Source organism: Pseudomonas sp. TH21 (assembly GCF_016651025.1).
Lineage (GTDB): Bacteria > Pseudomonadota > Gammaproteobacteria > Pseudomonadales > Pseudomonadaceae > Aquipseudomonas > Aquipseudomonas aylmerensis.
The window spans coordinates 461,849-480,128 of record NZ_JAEKEQ010000001.1; the positions used below are offsets into that span (position 1 = coordinate 461,849).

Here is an 18,280-nt window from a genome sequence, read left to right on the forward strand (position 1 = left end):
CTGTTCTTCAGCCCTTCGCGCGGGTCTCATGCATCCGTGCCAACTGCCGCTCCAGCATCGACGGATAAGGCTCCATCAAGCGCTCCACACAGCTTGCCCCTTCAGGGCTGGCAATTGGACGGATGCGCGCGCGCTGGCGGATCAGCGTGTCTTCGCTGATCTTGCGCTCCACCAGCAGCAGGTTGCGGCTGTGCTGGGACAGGGCCAGTGCGTCCTGGGCGATTTCTGTCAGCAGCAGGTCGATCTGGCTCATGCCGAACAGATCATCGCCGACAGTCAGGCCCAGCTGCAGTTGCAGGGTGATGCCGCTGTCAGCCACTTCGATCTGCAACTCATGGCCGAGGGCGCGCAGCAGCTCGCCGCAGCAAATGGCGTTGGTCAGGTAGTCTTCGCCGCTGTCTTCGCTGTGGAACAACATCAGCGTGCTGCCGTCGTTCAGGGTGTGCAGTTCGCTCTGGTACAGCGAGGCGGCCTGGTCCAGGCAGTCGCGGTAGCGTTCCAGCAGCTCGGTCAGGCGAGCGCGGGGGAGGCGACGCAGTTGGTCCTGGGCGCCCAGTTGCACGGCCAGGACGGCACTGTATTGGGGTTCGCTGCTGCGCACCGGCGCCGGCTTGGGCGCGGTGTTGGCCGAGGTGGTATCGCGCAGGTCGGCGAACGGGTCTTCGTCGTCCAGCTCGTCCTCTTCGGCCTTGAAGGCCTGGCGTGTCGCCGGCTTCAAGCCCGCTACCGGGGCGCTTTCGTCAAAGCCCGGGTCACGCAGGTCGCGCACTTCGAACTCGGGTTCGTCGTCGTAGTCGGTATCGTCGTATTCTGGCTCGGGCTCGACCTCGGGTACCACCGGTTCCGGGGCGAAGCTTGCGTGCAGTTGGCGGGCGAGGTCGCCGATTTCGTCCTGGCGGTCGGTGGCCGGGGTGTGTTCGTCGATATCCCGTAGCCAGATGCGCAGTTGCATCAGCGGCGTGGAGATATGCCGACCCAGGCGCAGGCTCAAGGCCAGGGCCAATGCCAGCAGGATCGCGCTGAGGATGCCCATGCTCTGCAGGCTAATGGTCATCGGCTGCTGGAACTGTTGCATGTCGAGGCTGATGCGCAGTTGGCCTGCCTTCACATCCTGAAAGGTAATATTGCTCTGGTACAAGCCTTCCGCTTCACCCAGCAGGCCGTTCTTCGGGCGTTGCCCGGCTTCGGCCATGATCCGGTTGTCCACGCTGTAGATGGCGGCGTGGGCCACCAGCGGATTCTTGGTCAGGTTGTTGAGCAGCACGTTGAGGCTGAGGATGTCGTTGGACACCAGCAGCTCAGTCGCCGAGGTGGCGGTCTGGGTGGTCAAGCTTTCGCCCAGGGCGTCGGCTTGCTCGTGCATGGCCTGCTTGAACTGCAAACCCATCACGCAGGCGTAGATCACCAGGGCCAGAGCGACCAGGATCACGTTATGGCTGGCGATGCGTAATGCGATCGGTACACGGCGGTGGCGCAGTGCCCGGAAGATCAGCAGGAAGAAGTTGTCGGTTTTTACTGGCGTGGGCCGGTTCACTTGAGCTCGGCTCTTGGTCCGTGAAGTTGACGCGCAGTATAGCGACAGGCCCAAGACCGGCAAAGCGCTGGCTGTGCCCGATGGTCACTGAAAGTGGGTAGAATGCGGTTTTTTTCCAGCCTGGGGGTGCGCCTTGCGCGAAATTGTCCTGATAAACATCACCGGTGAAGACCGACCGGGTCTCACCGCAGCCATTACCGGTGTTCTGGCCCAGGGTGGTGTGAACATTCTCGACATCGGCCAGGCGGTGATCCACGACACTTTGTCGTTCGGCATCCTGGTGGAGATCCCGAGCAATGAACAGGCGTCCTCGGTGCTCAAGGACATCCTGTTTACGGCCTATAAGCTCGATCAGCAGGTGCGTTTTACCCCGGTGTCCGAAGCCGATTACCAGCACTGGGTGGCCGGCCAGGGCAAGAAACGCCACATCGTTACCCTGCTGACCCGCAAGGTCACGGCCGAGCAATTGCAGCGTGTCAGCTCCATCACCGCGCAGTACGGCTTGAATATCGACCATATTGACCGTCTGTCGGGTCGCATGCCATTGGACACCCCAGCCGACCAGGGCAAGGGCTGCATCGAGTTCTCCGTGCGCGGCGAGCCGGCCGATCCGCAGGCCCTGCGCGCCGAATTTCTCAGCGTCGCCCAGGAGCTGAATGTCGATATCGCCTTCCAGGAAGACTCGCTGTTCCGGCGCAACCGTCGCCTGGCGGTGTTCGACATGGATTCCACGCTGATCGAAGCCGAAGTCATCGACGAACTGGCCAAGGCGGCCGGCGTCGGTGAGCAGGTATCCGCGATCACCGAGCGGGCCATGGCCGGTGAGCTGGATTTTCGTGCCAGCTTCAAGGAGCGCCTGGCGCTGCTCAAGGGCCTGGATGTGAGCGTGCTGGACGCCATCGGTGCATCGCTGCGCCTGACTGAAGGCGCCGAAACGCTGTTCGCCGAGCTCAAGCGCCTGGGCTACAAAACCGCGATCCTGTCCGGCGGCTTCACCTACTTCGCCAAGCAATTGCAGGCCAAGCTGGGCATCGACTATGTGTTCGCCAACGAGCTGGAAGTGGTGGATGGCAAGGTGACTGGCGTGGCGGTGGAGCCGATTGTCGACGCGCAGCGCAAGGCCGATCTGCTGAAGGAATTGGCTCACAAGGAAGGTTTGCGCCTGGAGCAGACCATTGCGGTCGGTGACGGCGCCAATGACTTGCCGATGCTGGCGATTGCCGGCCTGGGTGTGGCGTTCCGGGCCAAGCCGTTGGTCAAGCAATCGGCCAAGCAGGCGATCTCGACGCTGGGGCTGGACGGGGTGCTGTACCTGTTGGGTTTCCGTGATCGCGACGGTCAGCTATAAGCTGATTCAATTGCAGGAATGCGGTCACTGTGGGAGCCGGGCTTGCCCGCGATGGCGGTACTTCAGTCACAGATGGGTTGACTGAAACACCGCCATCGCGGGCAAGCCCGGCTCCTGTATGTTGATTTTCGTCAGATTCAGATCAGGCTTTCGGCAGTGCGATACCCTGGCCCATCTGCACCGGCGAACCTGCCACCAGTTCTTCTGCCCACTTCACCTGATCTGGCCCGAACAGCACGATCGCGGTGGAACCCAGCTTGAAGCGACCCAGTTCCGCACCTTTTTCCAGGTGGATCGGCGCCCGTGCGGCTTCGTCGTAGCGGAAGGTTTTCAGCTCGCGCTTCGGCGGCGTGACCAGGCCGGCCCACACGGTTTCAATCGACGCCACGATCATCGCGCCCACCAGTACCACTGCCATCGGGCCACGCTCGGTATCGAACAGGCAGACAACACGTTCGTTGCGCGCAAACAGCTCCGGCACGTTTTCGGCGGTGGTCTGGTTGACCGAGAAAATCCGCCCCGGCACGTAGACCATTTCCCGCAGGGTGCCGGCCAGTGGCATGTGCACGCGGTGGTAGTCTTTCGGCGACAGGTAGATGGTGGCGAAATCACCGCCCATGAACGGCGCCGCCACGGCGGCATCGCCGCCCAGCAGTTCCAGCACGCTGAAGCTGTGGCCCTTGGCCTGGAACACACGGCCGTGCTCAATCGGACCCAGTTGGCTGACCGCGCCATCGGCAGGGCTCAGCACTGCGCCTGGGGTTTGATCCAGCGGGCGCGCGCCGTCTTTCAAGGCGCGGGTGAAGAAGGCGTTGAAATGCTCATAAGCAGTCACGTCTTCCACCAGGGCCTGGGACATGTCCACTTGATAGCGCTTGGCGAACCAACGGGTGAAGGCATTCTTGAACCAGCGCACGCGGCATTCGGCGATGCAGCCGGCCAACCGCGACAGCAGGTGGTGCGGCAGCAGGTACTGGCTGAGGATAAACAACTGCTTTTTCATTAACTGTCCTTAACTCTTAAATCTCGACGGGGGTGTCGGGGTGGTTGCCCCATTCGCCCCAGGAACCGGCATAACCTTTGACTCGCGGATAACCGAGCGCCTTGGCCACCAGGTAGGTGAAGCCAGAGCGGTGGTGAGTCTGGCAATGGGTGATGATCTCTTTATCTCTGGTCAGCCCGAGGTCTTCGAGGATCTGCGGCATGTCGCGGCGGATCCGCAGGTTGCGCGCCTTGTCCATGCCGGCCGTCCATTCGAAATTCACCGCGCCGGGGATGTGCCCGCCTTTGGCCGCGAGCACTTTTTCGCCAGAGTATTCCAGCGGGCCGCGCGCATCCCAGATCCCCAGGTCGGCCGCGCCGAGGCGGCTTTGCAGGTATTCGCGGGTGGCGGTGGGGCCCTCGTGCAGCGTGAGGCTGACCGGGCCACCGACCGCTGGCGGGACCTCGGTGGACAGCGGGTGTTGTTCCGCCAGCCACGCCAGCAGGCCGCCGTCCAGGTAGTGGTATTTCTGATGGCCGATCACGTCGAGCATCCAGATAAAGCGTCCGGCCCAACCGCCGCCTTCGTCGTCATAGACCACGTAGGTGGCGTCCGGGGTGTGGCCCAGTTCGCCGAAGAGTTTTTCCAGGTCGGCCTTGTGGGGCAGCAGGCCGGGCGCCGGCGGCTGGCCCAGCTGGGTGCGCTTGGGGTCAACGAAATGCGCGCCGGGGATGTGCCCTTCGGCGTAGCGGGCGGCACTGGTGAGGTCCACCAGAATCAGCTGTTCGGCATCCAGTCGACCGAGCAGGTCGCTGGACTCGATCACCAGCGGCAAGCCAGAGAAGTCAGGCATGTGAGGTCTCCTGGGCACAAATGTTGGCGATAAAAGAGGGCGATTGTAGCGCAAGCATCAGGCGCTGCGGTTGGTAAAGCTGTGCAGCGCTTTCTCGATGCATTGGGCGGTTTTGCCGAAGGCCTGCACGGTGGTTTCCGAGAACGGCCCACCGCCCTGGTCGGCGACCATCAGCATCACGACCTTGCCATTGCAGCTCAGGGAGCGCAGCAGCAGGTGCTCGCCGGTGAACAGGCGCCGCAGGATCGGCGGCAGCAGCGCTGAGAATTGCGCGTGGTTGTCAGGCGTGAGGCGCACCTGGGCGGACTTTTCCAGCAAGCGCTGCAGCAGCGTGCTGTGGACCACATCGAGGCTCAGGTTGGCGGCGTCCTTGGGCAGGCCGTCGACCTGGTGCGCACGCAAGGTGCTCTGGGCGCGGTCGGTCATCAGCAGCATGACCCGCTGCATGCCGCTGGCCGACAGGGCCTCCTTGGCGCAGGTGGTCAGGTGCATGGCGTTGGCGAAGCGGCTCGGTTCCACCAGCAATTCGGTGCAGCGCTTGCGCCACACCGCCAGGGCCTCGGCGGTCGGCGGCGGGGCCGGCAGGAGGCCGCGGTGGATCTTCTGCACATGCCATGGCCAGATCAGCGACAGCGCCGGGTGCCAGAGGTCCGGCATCAAGGTAGTGCGCGCACTGGTGACGGCTTGCTGGTGCACCTGTTGCTGCACGTCGCCCAAAGGCTGTTGCAGGTACAGCGCGGTCAGGTATTGCCAGCGCTGGGTGTGCGGACAGGTCCAGGACTCCTGGGCCGACATCGCCAGGCCGTTGGCCAGCAGTACCGTATTGGCCGGCTGATTCAGCCAGCGCCGCAGGTTGGGGTCGGCATCCAGCAATTGCTGGTGGCGCAACGGGTCATCTTCGCGGGCGATATGCAGCGCCTTGACCAGCAGGCGTTGTTCGTTCCGCAGCAGGGTATAGCCCTGGGATACCCAGATCGGCAGGTGCCATGTTTCGGTCAGGCCGAGGCACAGGTCCAGCAGACGCACGCCGAACAATTCCTGCTCGACTGCACGCGCCGATTGGCCTTTGTGGATAACCCGCAGTTCCCACTCTTCGAGAAGCTTGGGGTAGGCCACCGCCATCGGCCACAGCGGCGACAGGAATAGCAGGCTGCCCCAGTGAATGTCTTGCCACAACCGCGCCAGGCGGCTGCCGAACAAGCCGTTGGCTTGCTGCGAGGCATGCTGGCTGACCAGCAGCAATTGGCGCAACGCCGCCGGAATCTCTTGGGCGGGGACCGAGGGCAGGCGTGCCAGCAACTCTTCGGCGCGCTTGAGGCCCAGGCGATTGAGCGCCACTTCAAGGTTTTCCGCCGGTGCCGTCATGCTGCCATGTGTGTGGCTATTGGCCTCGCGCATCACGCTGAGCACGAGGGCCGGGCTGTTCTGCATCAGTTCGGCAATGTCTCGCAACGAACTGCGGCTATCGCGGATGGCTTTGCATACGCGTTCGTGGCTGGCCTGGGGAACAGGCAGCAGCACGTCGTCCAGGCGCTTGATCCAAGCAGCGAGGGAGTTGGGTTTTGCAGTTGGGACTGTCGTTTCATTAGCCATGATTGGGGCGCGATCATCACTTGCGGTCAACACGCCCGGAACGGGCCGAACTGGCTTTTCGCCTTAACGGGCTATAGTCTGGCGCAGTTTTGCCGATAAGTAGAACAAGAGTTTTTCAGTTCCTCCAAATATGTCCATGAACCTGACGGCGCAAGTACTCATCTCCTATGGCTAAAATTATCGGCATCATCGTCGTCATCGCAAGTGTGCTCGGCGGGTACGTCCTCTCCCACGGTAAAATTGCCGCGCTGATCCAGCCTTTCGAAGTGCTGATTATCGGCGGTGCAGCGTTTGGCGCCTTCCTGCAGGCCAACCCCGGCTACATGACCCTGCACGTGATCAAGAAGTCGCTGGGCATGTTCGGCTCGCGCTTCACCCACTCTTTCTATCTGGACGTGCTGGGCCTGGTCTACGAGATCCTCAACAAGAGCCGCCGCGAAGGCATGATGGCCATCGAAGCCGACATCGAAGACGCTGCGGCCAGCCCGATTTTCGCCAAGTACCCGGCCGTGCTCAAAGACGAGCGCATGACCGCCTACATCTGCGATTACCTGCGCATCATGTCCTCCGGCAACATGGCACCCCATGAGCTGGAAGGCCTGTTCGACATGGAACTGTTCAGCCTCAAGGAAGAGCTGGAACATCCTTCCCACGCCGTGACCGGCATCGCCGACGGCATGCCCGGTTTCGGTATTGTCGCGGCGGTACTCGGTATCGTGGTGACCATGGCGTCCCTCGGCGAAGGCGACCAGAAGGCCATCGGCATGCACGTGGGTGCGGCCCTGGTCGGTACCTTCTTCGGTATTCTCGCGGCCTACGGTTTCTTCGGCCCGCTGGCTACCTCCCTGGCCCACGATGCCAAGGAAGAGGTGAACCTCTACGAAGCGATCAAGGCGTGCCTGGTGGCTTCGGCGTCGGGCATGCCGCCGTCGTTGGCGGTGGAGTTCGGTCGCAAGGTGCTGTACCCGAAACATCGCCCAAGTTTCGCCGAGCTGGAACAAGCGGTTCGCGGTCGCTAAGCCATGGAAAACAACCAGCCGATAATCATCAAGCGCGTCAAGCGCTTCGCTGCGGGGCACCATGGCGGCGCCTGGAAAATCGCCTTCGCCGACTTTGCGACGGCGATGATGGCGTTCTTCCTGGTGCTGTGGCTGATGTCCACCGCCACGCCCGAACAGAAGATCGCCATCGCCGGCTACTTCAAGGACCCTATTGGTTTCTCGGAAAGCGGTACGCCCTTCGTGATCGACCTGGGCGGCTCGCCGCAGTTGGCGCCGGAGCGCACCATCAACCCGGAAATCAAGACCGAATCGCCTCAGGAAAAAATCCCGATCGAGCGCGATACCGTCGAGGCCATGGCTGAGCAAGTCGAGCAGGAACGCCTTGAGCTGTTGCTGCAAGAACTGCAGACCAAGGTCGAGGAAAACCCGCAGTTGCTCAAATTCAAGGATCAGATTTCGTTCGAGATCACGCCGGACGGTTTGCGCATCCAGATCACCGACGCGGCCAATCGGCCGATGTTCGACTCGGGCAGCGCGCGGTTGAAGCCGTACTTTGAAGACATCCTGCTGGCGATGGCCGACACCATCAAGGCGGTACCGAACAAGATCAGCATCAGCGGTCATACCGACGCCAAGCCGTACGCGGGCCAGGGTGACTTCGGCAACTGGGAACTCTCGGCCAACCGTGCCAACGCGGCGCGTCGCGCCCTGGTCGCCGGCAGCTATCCGGACCCGCAAGTAGCGCGCGTGGTGGGGTTTGCCTCCTCGCAGCTGTTTGATCCCAAGGACCCGTTCAACCCGATCAACCGCCGTATCGACATCGTCGTGCTGACCAAGAAGGCCCAGCGTGCCATCGAAGGCGACCAGCACGCCGCGCCACCGGTTCCGACCACAGGCGACGGTGCGCCCGGCGAAGTGCCGGCCGACCCGAACGCCATCCCGCCCGGCCAGGAGCCATTGCCGGCGCATGAGCTGCGCCAGAAGTTGAACCTGTTCGATGATGGCGGGGTGAAGGATCCTACGGCGCCTGCAACGGGCTCCTAGGCTGCAAGCAGCCCACCTCAACAATGAAAAACGCCCCGGTTGATCGGGGCGTTTTTCATGTCTTATCAAAGAGGGAGATAGGCTTTGACTCCACTGATAACACCTCGCATGTCGTTGGTGTCCAGCCGGGGCACGAAATATTCTCGACCTTTTGCTCGAGTCTTTCTATGGAGCTTATCCAGGCGCTCGAAGCTGACGGTGTAAATCATGTCGCACTTCACCCACAGCTCTTTGTAGCATTTCAGGGGCAACGAAGCCTCGTGTGAAATCGCAAAGAAGAACGTCGTCTTGTTGGGGTGATAGTAGAGAGTCAATCGTAAATGCCCCACAAAAAGCAAAGCCGCCCGAAGGCGGCTTCATTCGACGCGCAGTGGAGCTTGCTTCGCCCCTTCTGCGCCGCTGGATCAACCTCGAAAAGGATCCAGACTCCTGCCAGCTTGCGCTGGTGACGGAGCGATCATGGGCATCAGGAATTTCGAATTCAAGCTGGCTTGCATCGATTGGCCACCCAGTTGCACGGATTCTTGATGCCAGCACCCTTTAAATCAATGGGCTAGGGTGCTTGGTGCTGCCATTTATAGGTATCAAGAAATGGCCCCTCAATAACTGCTCTCGGGCAAGCTCGCAATAATCGACCGATAGCTGTTCATTCGTTGCTGCTGCACACGCCCATCTTCCAGGGCCTTGAGCAGGGCGCAACCCGGCTCGCGGTCGTGCTTGCAATCGCGGAAGCGGCAAGTGCCGATCAGGTCATTGAATTCGATAAAGCCCGCTTCCACATCGCTGCGGCTGACGTGGCCGAGGCCGAATTCACGGATGCCGGGGGAGTCGATCAGTTCGCCGCCGCCGGGGAAGTGGAACAATCGCGCGGTGGTGGTGGTGTGGGTGCCTTGGCCGGACAGCTCCGACAGTGGGCCGACCCGGGTGTCGACTTCCGGCAGCAGGCTGTTGACCAGCGACGATTTGCCCACGCCCGACTGGCCGACGAACACGCTGATGCGGCCGTCCAACTGCTGTTGCAGCTGTTCCATGCCATTGCCGTGATGCGCCGACACTTCCAGCACCGGATAACCCAGGGTGCGGTAGACCGCCAGCAGCGCATTGAGCGCAGGCGCGTTCTGCTCGTCGATCAGGTCGAACTTGTTCAGCAGCAACAGCGGGCGAATGCCGGCGTGTTCGGCGGCGACCAGATAACGGTCGATCAGGTTGGCATGGGGCTCGGGCAGCGGCGCGAACACGATGACGATCATGTCGACGTTGGCCGCCACCGGCTTGAGCTGGCCACGGCTGTCAGGGCGACGTAGCTCGGTGGTACGCGGCAACTGGGCGACGATCACGCCGATGCCCTGGTTGCCGGCACGCCATACGACCTGGTCGCCGGTCACCAGCGCAGGCAGGTTGGCGCGCAAGTGGCAACGGAACACCTGGCCGGCGAGTTCGCCTTCCAGCGCCTCGACTTCGACCTGCACGCCAAAGTGCGCGATCACCAGGCCTGTCTGTTCGGGGCCCAGGTCGCCGCCCTCGAGCGCTTCCACGGCGGAGGATTCACGTTTGGCGGCGCGGGCGGCGCGTTCGCCTTGAATCTTTTCGATGCGCCAGTTTTGGCGACGATTGAGCTGGCGTTTGGCCATTGGTGTTCCGTGTCGATAATGCAAAGGTTGGGTAAAACGGTCGCGAGTCTAGCACGCCCCTGCCTGCTAAACTGCGCAGCTAAGCCAAGGTGCCAAGAGAATCAAGCCATGCAAAACCCACAGAACCTGATTTGGATCGATCTGGAAATGACCGGTCTGAACCCCGACACCGACGTCATCATCGAGATGGCCACCATTGTCACCGACAGCAACCTCAACACCTTGGCCGAAGGTCCGGTGATCGCCATCCACCACAGCGATGCCGTGCTCGCCACCATGGATGAATGGAACACCCGCACCCACGGCAACTCCGGCCTGACCCAGCGCGTGCGCGACAGCCGCATCAGCATGGCTGAGGCTGAGGCCGAAACCATCGCCTTCCTGGAAAAATGGGTGCCCAAGGGCAAGTCGCCGATCTGCGGTAACAGCATCTGCCAGGATCGTCGCTTCCTGTATACCCACATGAAGGCGCTGGAAAGCTACTTCCACTACCGCAACCTGGACGTGTCGACCCTGAAAGAGTTGGCCGCGCGCTGGGCGCCGGAAGTCAAAGACAGCTTCCACAAAGGCAGCACGCACCTGGCGCTGGACGATATCCGCGAGTCGATCGCCGAGCTGCAGCATTACCGCAAACACTTCATCAAGGCCTGAATCTGTGGCGCCTGGCCCGGCGCCTTCGCGAGCAAGCCCGCTCCCACATTCGACTGCATTCCAAAGGTGGAACTCGGTTAAATGTGGGAGCGGGCTTGCTCGCGAAGGGCGCGACGCGGTCTTTCGCCACGCGCCCTCTTTTGGTGCCATCAGCAAATGATTAGACTGCCGGCCTCTCTGCAAGGATCGCCATCATGCTGCTGATGCTCTACCTCATCGCCATCACCGCCGAAGCCATGACCGGTGCGCTGTCTGCCGGTCGGCGTGGCATGGACTGGTTTGGCGTGGTGTTGATCGCATGTGTGACGGCGCTGGGGGGCGGCTCGGTGCGCGATGTGCTGCTCGGCCACTACCCGCTGACTTGGGTCAAGCATCCCGAATACCTGGTGCTGACCTCCGTCGCCGCACTGGTGACGATCTTTATCGCGCCGCTGATGCGCCACCTGCGCTCGCTGTTCCTGGCGCTGGATGCCGTCGGCCTGGTGGCCTTTACCCTGATTGGCTGCATGACCGCCCTGGAAATGGGCCACGGCATGCTGGTGGCGTCGGTCAGCGGGGTGATCACCGGCGTGTTCGGCGGCATCCTGCGGGATATCTTCTGCAACGACATCCCGCTGATCTTCCGCCGGGAGCTGTACGCCAGCGTGTCGTTCCTCGCCGCCTGGTTCTACATGCTCTGCCTCTACCTGGAGCTGCCGAGCGAGCAGGCGATTCTGCTGACCCTGTTCAGCGGCTTTCTATTGCGCCTGCTGGCGATCCGTTTTCACTGGGAAATGCCCAAGTTCGTCTACAACGACGACGTGCACTAGCGCTCGGCGTGCTGCTTGAGCGCCCATTCCACGTGTTCGCGCACCAGGTTCGAGGGGTAGTCACGGCGCGCCTTCAGGGCTTCCAGTACCGGAATGCTCGACGGTGCGTTGCCCAGGCCGACGGCCAGGTTGCGCAGCCAGCGTTCGTAACCGGCGCGGCGTAGCGGCGAGCCTTCGGTGCTGCTGAGGAATTTATCTTCATCCCACATAAACAGCTCGGCCAGCTCGGCGTTGTCCAGGTTGTGCCGTGGCTTGAAATCACTTTCGGCGGTGGAGCGGGCGAAACGATTCCATGGGCAAACGATCTGACAGTCATCGCAGCCGAATACCCGGTTGCCGATCAACGGGCGCAGATCCTCAGGGATCGCGCTCTTGAGTTCGATGGTCAGGTAGGAAATGCACCGCCGGGCGTCCAGCACATAGGGCCCGACGAAGGCATTGGTGGGGCAGATGTCCAGGCACGCCGTGCAGCGCCCGCAGTGTTCGGTGCTGTGCGGCGGGTCCACGGGGAGCGGCAGATCGACAAACAGTTCGCTCAAGAAGAAATAGCTGCCGGCCTTGCGGTTGAGTACCAGGGTGTTCTTGCCGATCCAGCCGAGGCCGGCCTTCTCGGCGATGGCTTTTTCCAGCACCGGCGCGCTGTCGACAAAGGCGCGAAAGCCGAACGGGCCGATCTGCGCCTGAATGCGGTCGGCGAGTTGCTGCACGCGTTTGCGGATCAGCTTGTGGTAGTCGCGGCCCAGGGCGTAGCGCGAGATGTAGGCTTTTTCCGGCTTGGCCAGCAGTTGCGCCATCTGGGTGTCGCCGGGCAGGTAATCCATGCGCAGCGACACCACGCGCAAGGTGCCGGGCACCAGTTCATCGGGATGGGAGCGTTTGCTGCCATGGGCGGCCATGTACTCCATCTCGCCGTGATAGCCCGCGTCGAGCCAGCGTTGCAGGTGCTGCTCATGCTCGGCCAGGTCCAGGCCGCTGATGCCGACTTGTTGAAAGCCCAGCTCGCGGCCCCAGTCTTTGATCGATCGGGCGAGGGCGGGCAGATCGGAGGTAATAGCAGGCATGAGACACGGGAAACCACGGGTTAGATGGGTATAATTCTGCCAGACATCGGAGCTTGAAGACGCATGCCGCAGACAAAACACGAAATAACCGACGTTCAGCCGCTGTTGCACGGCCAATTGCCGCAACTGGCTGCACGTTCCCCTGACGCCCATAAAGGCCAGTTCGGCCACCTGCTGATGATCGGTGGCGACCGCGGTTTTGGCGGCGCTGCCTTGCTGAGCGCCGAAAGTGCCCTGCGCAGCGGCGCGGGCATGGTGTCCCTGGCGACTCGCCTGGAGCACGTGCCCGCCGCACTGGCGCGCTTGCCGGAAGTCATGACCGTCGGCGTCAGTTCGGCCAACCAATTGATGGGCTTGCTGGAAAAAATCTCGGTGATCGTCATTGGGCCGGGGCTGGGCGAAGCGTCCTGGGGCAAAAGCCTGTTGTCAGTCGCGGCGAATGCCCGGCTGCCGCAGGTCTGGGACGCCGATGCGCTCAATCAGCTGGCCACCGGCAGCATCAGCCTGCCGGCCAACTGCGTGATCACTCCGCACCCTGGCGAAGCGGCCCGCTTGATGGGTATTTCGACAGCCGAGGTTCAGGCCGATCGTCTTAAGGTGGCGCGCGCGTTGAGCCAGAAATTCAATGCAGTGGCTATCCTCAAGGGGGCTGGCAGTTTGATCGCCAGTCCGGACGGGCGTGTGTCGCGCTGCGATCAAGGTCACCCGGCCATGGCGACGGCGGGCCTGGGGGATGTACTCGCTGGCCTGGTCGGCGCTCTGCTGGCCCAGGGCATGCCGGCTTATGAAGCCAGCTGCCTGGCCGTGTGGCTGCATGCCACGGCGGGGGATCGCCAGGGCACCTTTGGTCGGGGGCTGGCTGCCAGTGACCTGATCCCTGCCATTCGTCAATTGCTGGAGGAACAGTCGCCGTGTCTGAAGTAATCCTTTTCCTGGCCGATGAAGAGGCCATGGTTGCTTTTGGTCAGCGCATCGCCCAGGTCACGGCCGGGGCCGGGTTGATCTTTCTCGAAGGCGACCTGGGGGCGGGCAAGACTACCTTGTCGCGTGGGATTATTCGTGGCCTGGGCCACACGGGCGCGGTCAAGAGCCCGACATTCACCCTGGTCGAGCCTTACGAGATCGGCGCGATTCGCGCGTTCCACTTCGATCTCTATCGCCTGGTGGACCCCGAAGAGCTGGAGTACATGGGTATCCGTGATTACTTCGATGAAGATGCGTTGTGCCTGATCGAGTGGCCAGATAAAGGCACAGGCTTTTTGCCAAAGCCGGACCTGACCATTACCATTACGCCGCATGAGCATGGACGTCAGCTGAAGTTGTTGCCCCAGAGCGCGCGCGGCCAGTCGTGGTGCGCCGCTTTGGCATTGGAATTCAAATAATTGATGGGGTTAGGTATGCGCTTTCGCGCGTTGGTTAGTGTCGTAGGGGTGTTGCTTGCGGCAATGACTGTCAATGCTCTGGCGGCTTCACAGGTGAAAAGTGTGCGCCTGTGGCGAGCGCCGGATAACACGCGACTGGTGTTCGACCTGTCTGGCCCGGTCCAGCACAGTGTCTTTACCCTGACGTCGCCTGATCGCCTGGTGATCGATATCAACGGAGCGACCCTGGCCGCGCCGCTGAAAGTCTCCACTGCCAATACCCCGATTACCGCCATGCGCTCGGCTCAACGCACGCCGACCGACCTGCGCGTGGTCATCGACCTGAAAAAAGTCGTGACGCCTAAAAGTTTCTCCCTGGCCCCGAATGCCCAGTACGGCAACCGACTGGTGGTCGACCTGTTCGACAACGCCGCCGATGCTGCGCCTCCACCGGCGCCGACGCCAAGCGTGGCCACGGTGCCGGCAGTACCGGTCAACCCGTCGCAACCGCAGGTCAAGCTGCCACCACCGCCGCCAGCCCCGGCTGGCAAGCGTGACATTATCGTGGTGATCGACGCCGGCCACGGCGGCGAAGACCCGGGCGCTTCCGGCTCGCGCGGCCAGCATGAAAAAGACGTGGTACTCGCCATCGCCCGTGAGCTGCAGCGCCAGATCAACGGCATGAAAGGCTATCGCGCTGAATTGACCCGTACCGGCGACTACTTCATCCCGTTGCGCGGCCGTACCGAAATCGCACGCAAGAAGGGCGCCGACCTGTTCGTCTCGATCCACGCCGACGCCGCCCCTTCAGCGGCGGCCTTCGGCGCCTCGGTGTTTGCCTTGTCGGATCGCGGCGCTACGTCCGAGACCGCGCGTTGGCTGGCCGACAGCGAAAACCGTTCCGACTTGATCGGCGGGGCCGGCAACGTGTCTCTCGACGACAAGGACAAGATGCTCGCTGGCGTGCTGCTCGACCTGTCGATGACCGCCTCGCTGACCTCCAGCCTGAACGTCGGGCAGAAGGTCTTGAGCAATATCGGCCGGGTGACCTCGTTGCACAAACAGCGCGTGGAACAGGCCGGGTTCATGGTGTTGAAGTCGCCGGATATCCCGTCGATCCTGGTGGAAACCGGGTTTATCTCCAACTCCAACGAGGCGTCGAAGCTGGCCAGTGCCAGCCACCAGCAGGCACTGGCGCGTTCGATCAGCGCCGGCGTGCGCCAATTCTTCCAGCAGAACCCGCCGCCGGGCACGTATATCGCCTGGCTGCGCGACTCCGGGAAAATCGCCCAGGGCCCGCGTGATCATCGCGTGCAGCCTGGCGACACGCTGGCCATGCTGGCCGTGCGCTTCCAGGTGTCGGCAGCGACCTTGCGCAGCGCCAACAACCTGAAGACCGACGAGCTGAAAGTCGGCCAGGTGTTGACCATCCCCGGCACTGAACTGGCGGCACAGTAATGAGCGAATCAGTCTTGAACAGTGGTTCGCGCATCGAGCTGCTCAGCCCGCGCCTTGCCAACCAGATTGCGGCGGGCGAGGTGGTTGAACGCCCGGCCTCGGTGATCAAGGAGTTGCTGGAAAACAGCATCGACTCCGGCGCCAAGCGCATTGATGTCGACGTGGAACAGGGCGGCGTCAAGCTGCTGCGCGTGCGTGACGATGGCAGCGGCATCTCCTCGGATGACCTGCCGCTGGCCCTGGCCCGTCACGCCACCAGCAAGATCCGCGACCTGGAAGACCTCGAACGAGTCATGAGCCTGGGGTTTCGGGGTGAGGCCCTGGCTTCCATCAGCTCGGTGGCCCGCCTGACCCTGACCTCACGCACGCGCGGCGCCGAGCAGGCCTGGCAGGTTGAAACCGAAGGCCGCGACATGGCGCCGCGGGTCCAGCCGGCTGCGCACCCGGTGGGCACTTCGGTGGAAGTGCGTGACCTGTTCTTCAACACCCCGGCGCGGCGCAAATTCCTCAAGGCCGAGAAAACCGAATTCGATCACTTGCAAGAAGTCATCAAGCGCTTGGCTTTAGCGCGTTTTGATGTGGCGTTCCACTTGCGCCACAACGGCAAGACCATCCTCAGCCTGCACGAAGCCAATGACGACGCCGCGCGCGCCCGGCGGGTGTCGGCGGTGTGTGGTGGCGGGTTCCTGGAGCAGGCGCTGCCGATCGAAGTCGAGCGCAATGGCTTGCGCCTGTGGGGCTGGGTCGGTCTGCCGACCTTTTCCCGCAGCCAGGCGGACTTGCAGTACTTCTTCGTGAACGGCCGCGCGGTACGCGACAAGCTGGTGGCTCACGCGGTGCGCCAGGCGTATCGCGATGTGTTGTTCAACGGCCGTCATCCGACGTTTGTGCTGTTTTTCGAGGTCGACCCGTCGGTGGTCGACGTCAATGTGCACCCGACCAAGCACGAAGTGCGTTTTCGCGATGGGCGCATGGTGCATGACTTCCTCTACGGCACCCTGCACCGCGCCTTGGGCGATGTACGCCCGGATGACCAGCTGTCCGCGCCAATTGTGACCGCTGTAGTACGGCCAAGCGGACCGGAAGCCGGGGAATTCGGCCCTCAGGGCGAGATGAGCCTGGCCGGCAACCTGCTGCAATCGTCGCAACCGCAGCCGAGCTACACCGCGCCGGGCGCGGGGTCGGGGGCGGGTTATCAGTATCAATACACGCCGCGTCCGCAATCCGCGGTGCCGGTGGCCGAGGCACAGGCGGCCTATCGCGAGTTTTTCGCGCCGCTGCCGGGTGCCGAGCCAGGCGCCGTTGCCCTGCCGGAAGGGGGAGGAGATATCCCGCCGCTGGGCTACGCATTGGCACAGCTCAAGGGTATCTACATCCTCGCGGAAAACGCCCATGGCCTGGTGCTGGTGGACATGCACGCCGCTCACGAGCGGATCATGTACGAACGCCTGAAAATCGCCATGGCCAGCGAAGGCCTCAGCGGCCAGCCGTTGCTGGTGCCGGAATCCCTGGCCGTGAGCCAGCGCGAGGCCGATTGCGCCGAAGAGCACCACGCGGTGTTCCAGAAGCTGGGCTTCGAACTGCAACGCCTGGGCCCGGAAACCCTGGCGATCCGCCAGATTCCCGCGCTGCTCAAGCAGGCCGAGGCCAATCGCCTGGTTGCCGACGTACTCGCTGACCTGATGGAGTACGGCACCAGCGACCGCATCCAGGCGCACATCAACGAGTTGCTCGGCACCATGGCCTGCCACGGTGCCATCCGCGCCAATCGCCGCCTGGCCCTGCCGGAAATGAACGGTTTGCTGCGCGACATGGAAAACACCGAGCGCAGCGGGCAATGCAACCATGGCCGGCCGACCTGGACCCAAATGGGCCTGGACGACCTGGACAAACTGTTCTTGCGCGGCCGTTGATGAGTGCCTTGCCCCCCGCCATCTTCCTGATGGGTCCTACTGCAGCCGGCAAGACCGACCTGGCCATCGAGCTGACCAAGGTGCTGCCGTGCGAGCTGATCAGTGTCGACTCTGCCCTGGTTTACCGGGACATGGACATTGGTACGGCCAAGCCTTCAAAGGCGCTGTTGGCACAGTATCCGCATCGGTTGATCGACATTATTGACCCGGCGATGAGCTATTCGGCGGCGGATTTCCGTACCGACGCGCTGGCGGCCATGGCCGAGATCACCGCGCGGGGCAATATCCCGCTGCTGGTGGGCGGTACGATGCTCTACTACAAGGCTTTGCAGGAAGGCCTGGCCGATATGCCGCCCGCCGACGCCCAGGTCCGCGCCGAGCTTGAAGACGAGGCTGCACGCCACGGCTGGCAAGCCCTGCACGACCAATTGGCGGCGGTGGATCCGGTGTCGGCGGCGCGCATTCATCCGAATGACCCCCAGCGGCTCACTCGCGCGCTGGAAGTCTGGAGGGTCAGCGGCCAGACCATGACTGAACATCGGCTGAAACAAACTGCGCAAAGTGCTGATGCAGGCGCATCTGGTCAGTCACAATTGCCCTATACTGTGGCGAATCTGGCCATCGCTCCGGCAAATCGCCAGGTGCTGCATGAACGAATTGCACAAAGATTCACAATTATGTTGGAACAGGGGTTTGTAGAGGAGGTCGTAGCACTGCGTTCCAGAGGTGACCTGCATCCGGGGTTGCCTTCGATACGTGCTGTAGGCTACCGCCAAGTCTGGGATCATCTGGATGGAAAGCTGACGTCAGCCGAAATGCAGGAGCGCGGCATCATTGCCACGCGGCAATTGGCGAAGCGCCAGTTCACCTGGCTGCGCAGCTGGAGCGATTTGCACTGGTTGGACAGCCTGGACAGCGACAATCTGTCACGCGCCTTGAAATACTTGGGAACGGTCTCCATATTGAGCTGAGTCCTTGCAATTGCCGTCTATCCTTGGGGGTGTGACGGCCATGAGCTATCTATTTTCCGATTTTTATTAT

The 18,280-nt window shown here is 62.5% G+C and carries 16 protein-coding genes; 10 read left to right on the forward strand and 6 right to left on the reverse strand.

Features of this window, described 5'->3' with window-relative positions:
* Positions 1-7 precede the first annotated feature (7 nt).
* A complete protein-coding gene (locus JFU04_RS01920) occupies positions 8-1,534 on the reverse strand; it encodes an AhpA/YtjB family protein (RefSeq protein WP_065900096.1) in 1,527 nt (508 codons plus the stop codon).
* A 133-nt stretch (positions 1,535-1,667) separates the two neighbouring features.
* Here JFU04_RS01920 and serB point away from each other — a divergent pair, with 133 nt between their 5' ends.
* On the forward strand, positions 1,668-2,882 hold the full coding sequence (gene serB, locus JFU04_RS01925) for a phosphoserine phosphatase SerB (RefSeq protein ID WP_065900097.1): 1,215 nt from the start codon (positions 1,668-1,670) through the stop codon (positions 2,880-2,882).
* Between the two features lie 142 nt (positions 2,883-3,024).
* Here serB and asd read toward each other — a convergent pair whose 3' ends face one another.
* From asd to JFU04_RS01940, 3 genes are read right to left on the reverse strand one after another with little or no spacing between them, the layout of a single operon-like run.
* Positions 3,025-3,885, reverse strand: coding sequence for an archaetidylserine decarboxylase (asd, locus tag JFU04_RS01930; RefSeq protein WP_065900098.1), 861 nt, complete (start codon positions 3,883-3,885; stop codon positions 3,025-3,027).
* 16 nt (positions 3,886-3,901) lie between these two features.
* Entirely contained in the window at positions 3,902-4,717 is an 816-nt protein-coding gene (locus tag JFU04_RS01935; RefSeq protein ID WP_065900099.1) for a rhodanese-like domain-containing protein, read from the reverse strand.
* Between the two features lie 57 nt (positions 4,718-4,774).
* The gene (locus JFU04_RS01940; RefSeq protein ID WP_201143423.1) at positions 4,775-6,310 is read right to left on the reverse strand and encodes an HDOD domain-containing protein; all 1,536 of its coding nucleotides are present in this window, start codon (positions 6,308-6,310) and stop codon (positions 4,775-4,777) included.
* Positions 6,311-6,477: 167 nt separating this feature from the next.
* Between JFU04_RS01940 and motA the strand changes: the two genes are divergently transcribed.
* Positions 6,478-7,329 carry a flagellar motor stator protein MotA gene (gene motA / locus JFU04_RS01945; RefSeq protein WP_065900103.1) on the forward strand — a complete coding sequence of 284 codons (852 nt, stop codon included), beginning with the start codon at positions 6,478-6,480 and terminating at the stop codon, positions 7,327-7,329.
* Positions 7,330-7,332: 3 nt separating this feature from the next.
* Positions 7,333-8,355: a flagellar motor protein MotB gene (motB, locus tag JFU04_RS01950; RefSeq protein WP_201143424.1), complete on the forward strand. Its 1,023-nt coding sequence runs from the start codon at positions 7,333-7,335 to the stop codon at positions 8,353-8,355.
* A gap of 599 nt (positions 8,356-8,954) precedes the next feature.
* Here motB and rsgA read toward each other — a convergent pair.
* Entirely contained in the window at positions 8,955-9,986 is a 1,032-nt protein-coding gene (rsgA, locus tag JFU04_RS01955; RefSeq protein ID WP_025858074.1) for a small ribosomal subunit biogenesis GTPase RsgA, read from the reverse strand.
* Between the two features lie 108 nt (positions 9,987-10,094).
* On the opposite strand from rsgA, the gene orn reads away from it, so the two are divergent.
* Together orn and JFU04_RS01965 are read left to right on the forward strand one after the other, a co-directional pair.
* Positions 10,095-10,637, forward strand: coding sequence for an oligoribonuclease (gene orn, locus JFU04_RS01960; RefSeq protein ID WP_010213620.1), 543 nt, complete (start codon positions 10,095-10,097; stop codon positions 10,635-10,637).
* 191 nt (positions 10,638-10,828) lie between these two features.
* Positions 10,829-11,446: a trimeric intracellular cation channel family protein gene (locus tag JFU04_RS01965; RefSeq protein ID WP_174555870.1), complete on the forward strand. Its 618-nt coding sequence runs from the start codon at positions 10,829-10,831 to the stop codon at positions 11,444-11,446.
* Here JFU04_RS01965 and queG read toward each other — a convergent pair.
* A complete protein-coding gene (gene queG / locus JFU04_RS01970) occupies positions 11,443-12,507 on the reverse strand; it encodes a tRNA epoxyqueuosine(34) reductase QueG (RefSeq protein WP_201143425.1) in 1,065 nt (354 codons plus the stop codon). The two genes, JFU04_RS01965 and queG, sit on opposite strands and share 4 nt — an antisense overlap.
* Positions 12,508-12,570: 63 nt before the next feature.
* On the opposite strand from queG, the gene JFU04_RS01975 reads away from it, so the two are divergent.
* Genes JFU04_RS01975 through miaA form a run of 5 tightly spaced genes read left to right on the forward strand, consistent with a single transcriptional unit; the run spans position 12,571 to position 18,210 of the window.
* Entirely contained in the window at positions 12,571-13,431 is an 861-nt protein-coding gene (locus JFU04_RS01975; protein WP_201143426.1) for an NAD(P)H-hydrate dehydratase, read from the forward strand.
* Positions 13,419-13,889, forward strand: coding sequence for a tRNA (adenosine(37)-N6)-threonylcarbamoyltransferase complex ATPase subunit type 1 TsaE (tsaE, locus tag JFU04_RS01980; RefSeq protein WP_065900112.1), 471 nt, complete (start codon positions 13,419-13,421; stop codon positions 13,887-13,889). Before JFU04_RS01975 ends, tsaE begins: the two co-directional genes overlap by 13 nt.
* Before the next feature lie 3 nt (positions 13,890-13,892).
* The gene (locus tag JFU04_RS01985; RefSeq protein ID WP_201143427.1) at positions 13,893-15,326 is read left to right on the forward strand and encodes an N-acetylmuramoyl-L-alanine amidase; all 1,434 of its coding nucleotides are present in this window, start codon (positions 13,893-13,895) and stop codon (positions 15,324-15,326) included.
* Positions 15,326-17,239 carry a DNA mismatch repair endonuclease MutL gene (gene mutL, locus JFU04_RS01990; RefSeq protein WP_065900116.1) on the forward strand — a complete coding sequence of 638 codons (1,914 nt, stop codon included), beginning with the start codon at positions 15,326-15,328 and terminating at the stop codon, positions 17,237-17,239. The genes JFU04_RS01985 and mutL overlap by 1 nt, the downstream gene beginning before the upstream one ends.
* Complete coding sequence (miaA, locus tag JFU04_RS01995; RefSeq protein WP_065900118.1) at positions 17,239-18,210, forward strand: tRNA (adenosine(37)-N6)-dimethylallyltransferase MiaA; 972 nt, start codon at positions 17,239-17,241, stop codon at positions 18,208-18,210. Before mutL ends, miaA begins: the two co-directional genes overlap by 1 nt.
* Positions 18,211-18,280 lie beyond the last annotated feature (70 nt).

Excerpts from the sequence above, each read along its gene's own strand:
- asd (WP_065900098.1), bottom strand. The coding sequence starts at position 3,885 with ATGAAAAAGCAGTTGTTTATCCTCAGCCAGTACCTGCTGCCGCACCAC.
- JFU04_RS01935 (WP_065900099.1), bottom strand. The coding sequence starts at position 4,717 with ATGCCTGACTTCTCTGGCTTGCCGCTGGTGATCGAGTCCAGCGACCTG.
- JFU04_RS01940 (WP_201143423.1), bottom strand. The coding sequence starts at position 6,310 with ATGGCTAATGAAACGACAGTCCCAACTGCAAAACCCAACTCCCTCGCT.
- motA (WP_065900103.1), top strand. The coding sequence starts at position 6,478 with ATGGCTAAAATTATCGGCATCATCGTCGTCATCGCAAGTGTGCTCGGC.
- motB (WP_201143424.1), top strand. The coding sequence starts at position 7,333 with ATGGAAAACAACCAGCCGATAATCATCAAGCGCGTCAAGCGCTTCGCT.
- rsgA (WP_025858074.1), bottom strand. The coding sequence starts at position 9,986 with ATGGCCAAACGCCAGCTCAATCGTCGCCAAAACTGGCGCATCGAAAAG.
- orn (WP_010213620.1), top strand. The coding sequence starts at position 10,095 with ATGCAAAACCCACAGAACCTGATTTGGATCGATCTGGAAATGACCGGT.
- queG (WP_201143425.1), bottom strand. The coding sequence starts at position 12,507 with ATGCCTGCTATTACCTCCGATCTGCCCGCCCTCGCCCGATCGATCAAA.
- JFU04_RS01975 (WP_201143426.1), top strand. The coding sequence starts at position 12,571 with ATGCCGCAGACAAAACACGAAATAACCGACGTTCAGCCGCTGTTGCAC.
- JFU04_RS01985 (WP_201143427.1), top strand. The coding sequence starts at position 13,893 with ATGGGGTTAGGTATGCGCTTTCGCGCGTTGGTTAGTGTCGTAGGGGTG.
- mutL (WP_065900116.1), top strand. The coding sequence starts at position 15,326 with ATGAGCGAATCAGTCTTGAACAGTGGTTCGCGCATCGAGCTGCTCAGC.
- miaA (WP_065900118.1), top strand. The coding sequence starts at position 17,239 with ATGAGTGCCTTGCCCCCCGCCATCTTCCTGATGGGTCCTACTGCAGCC.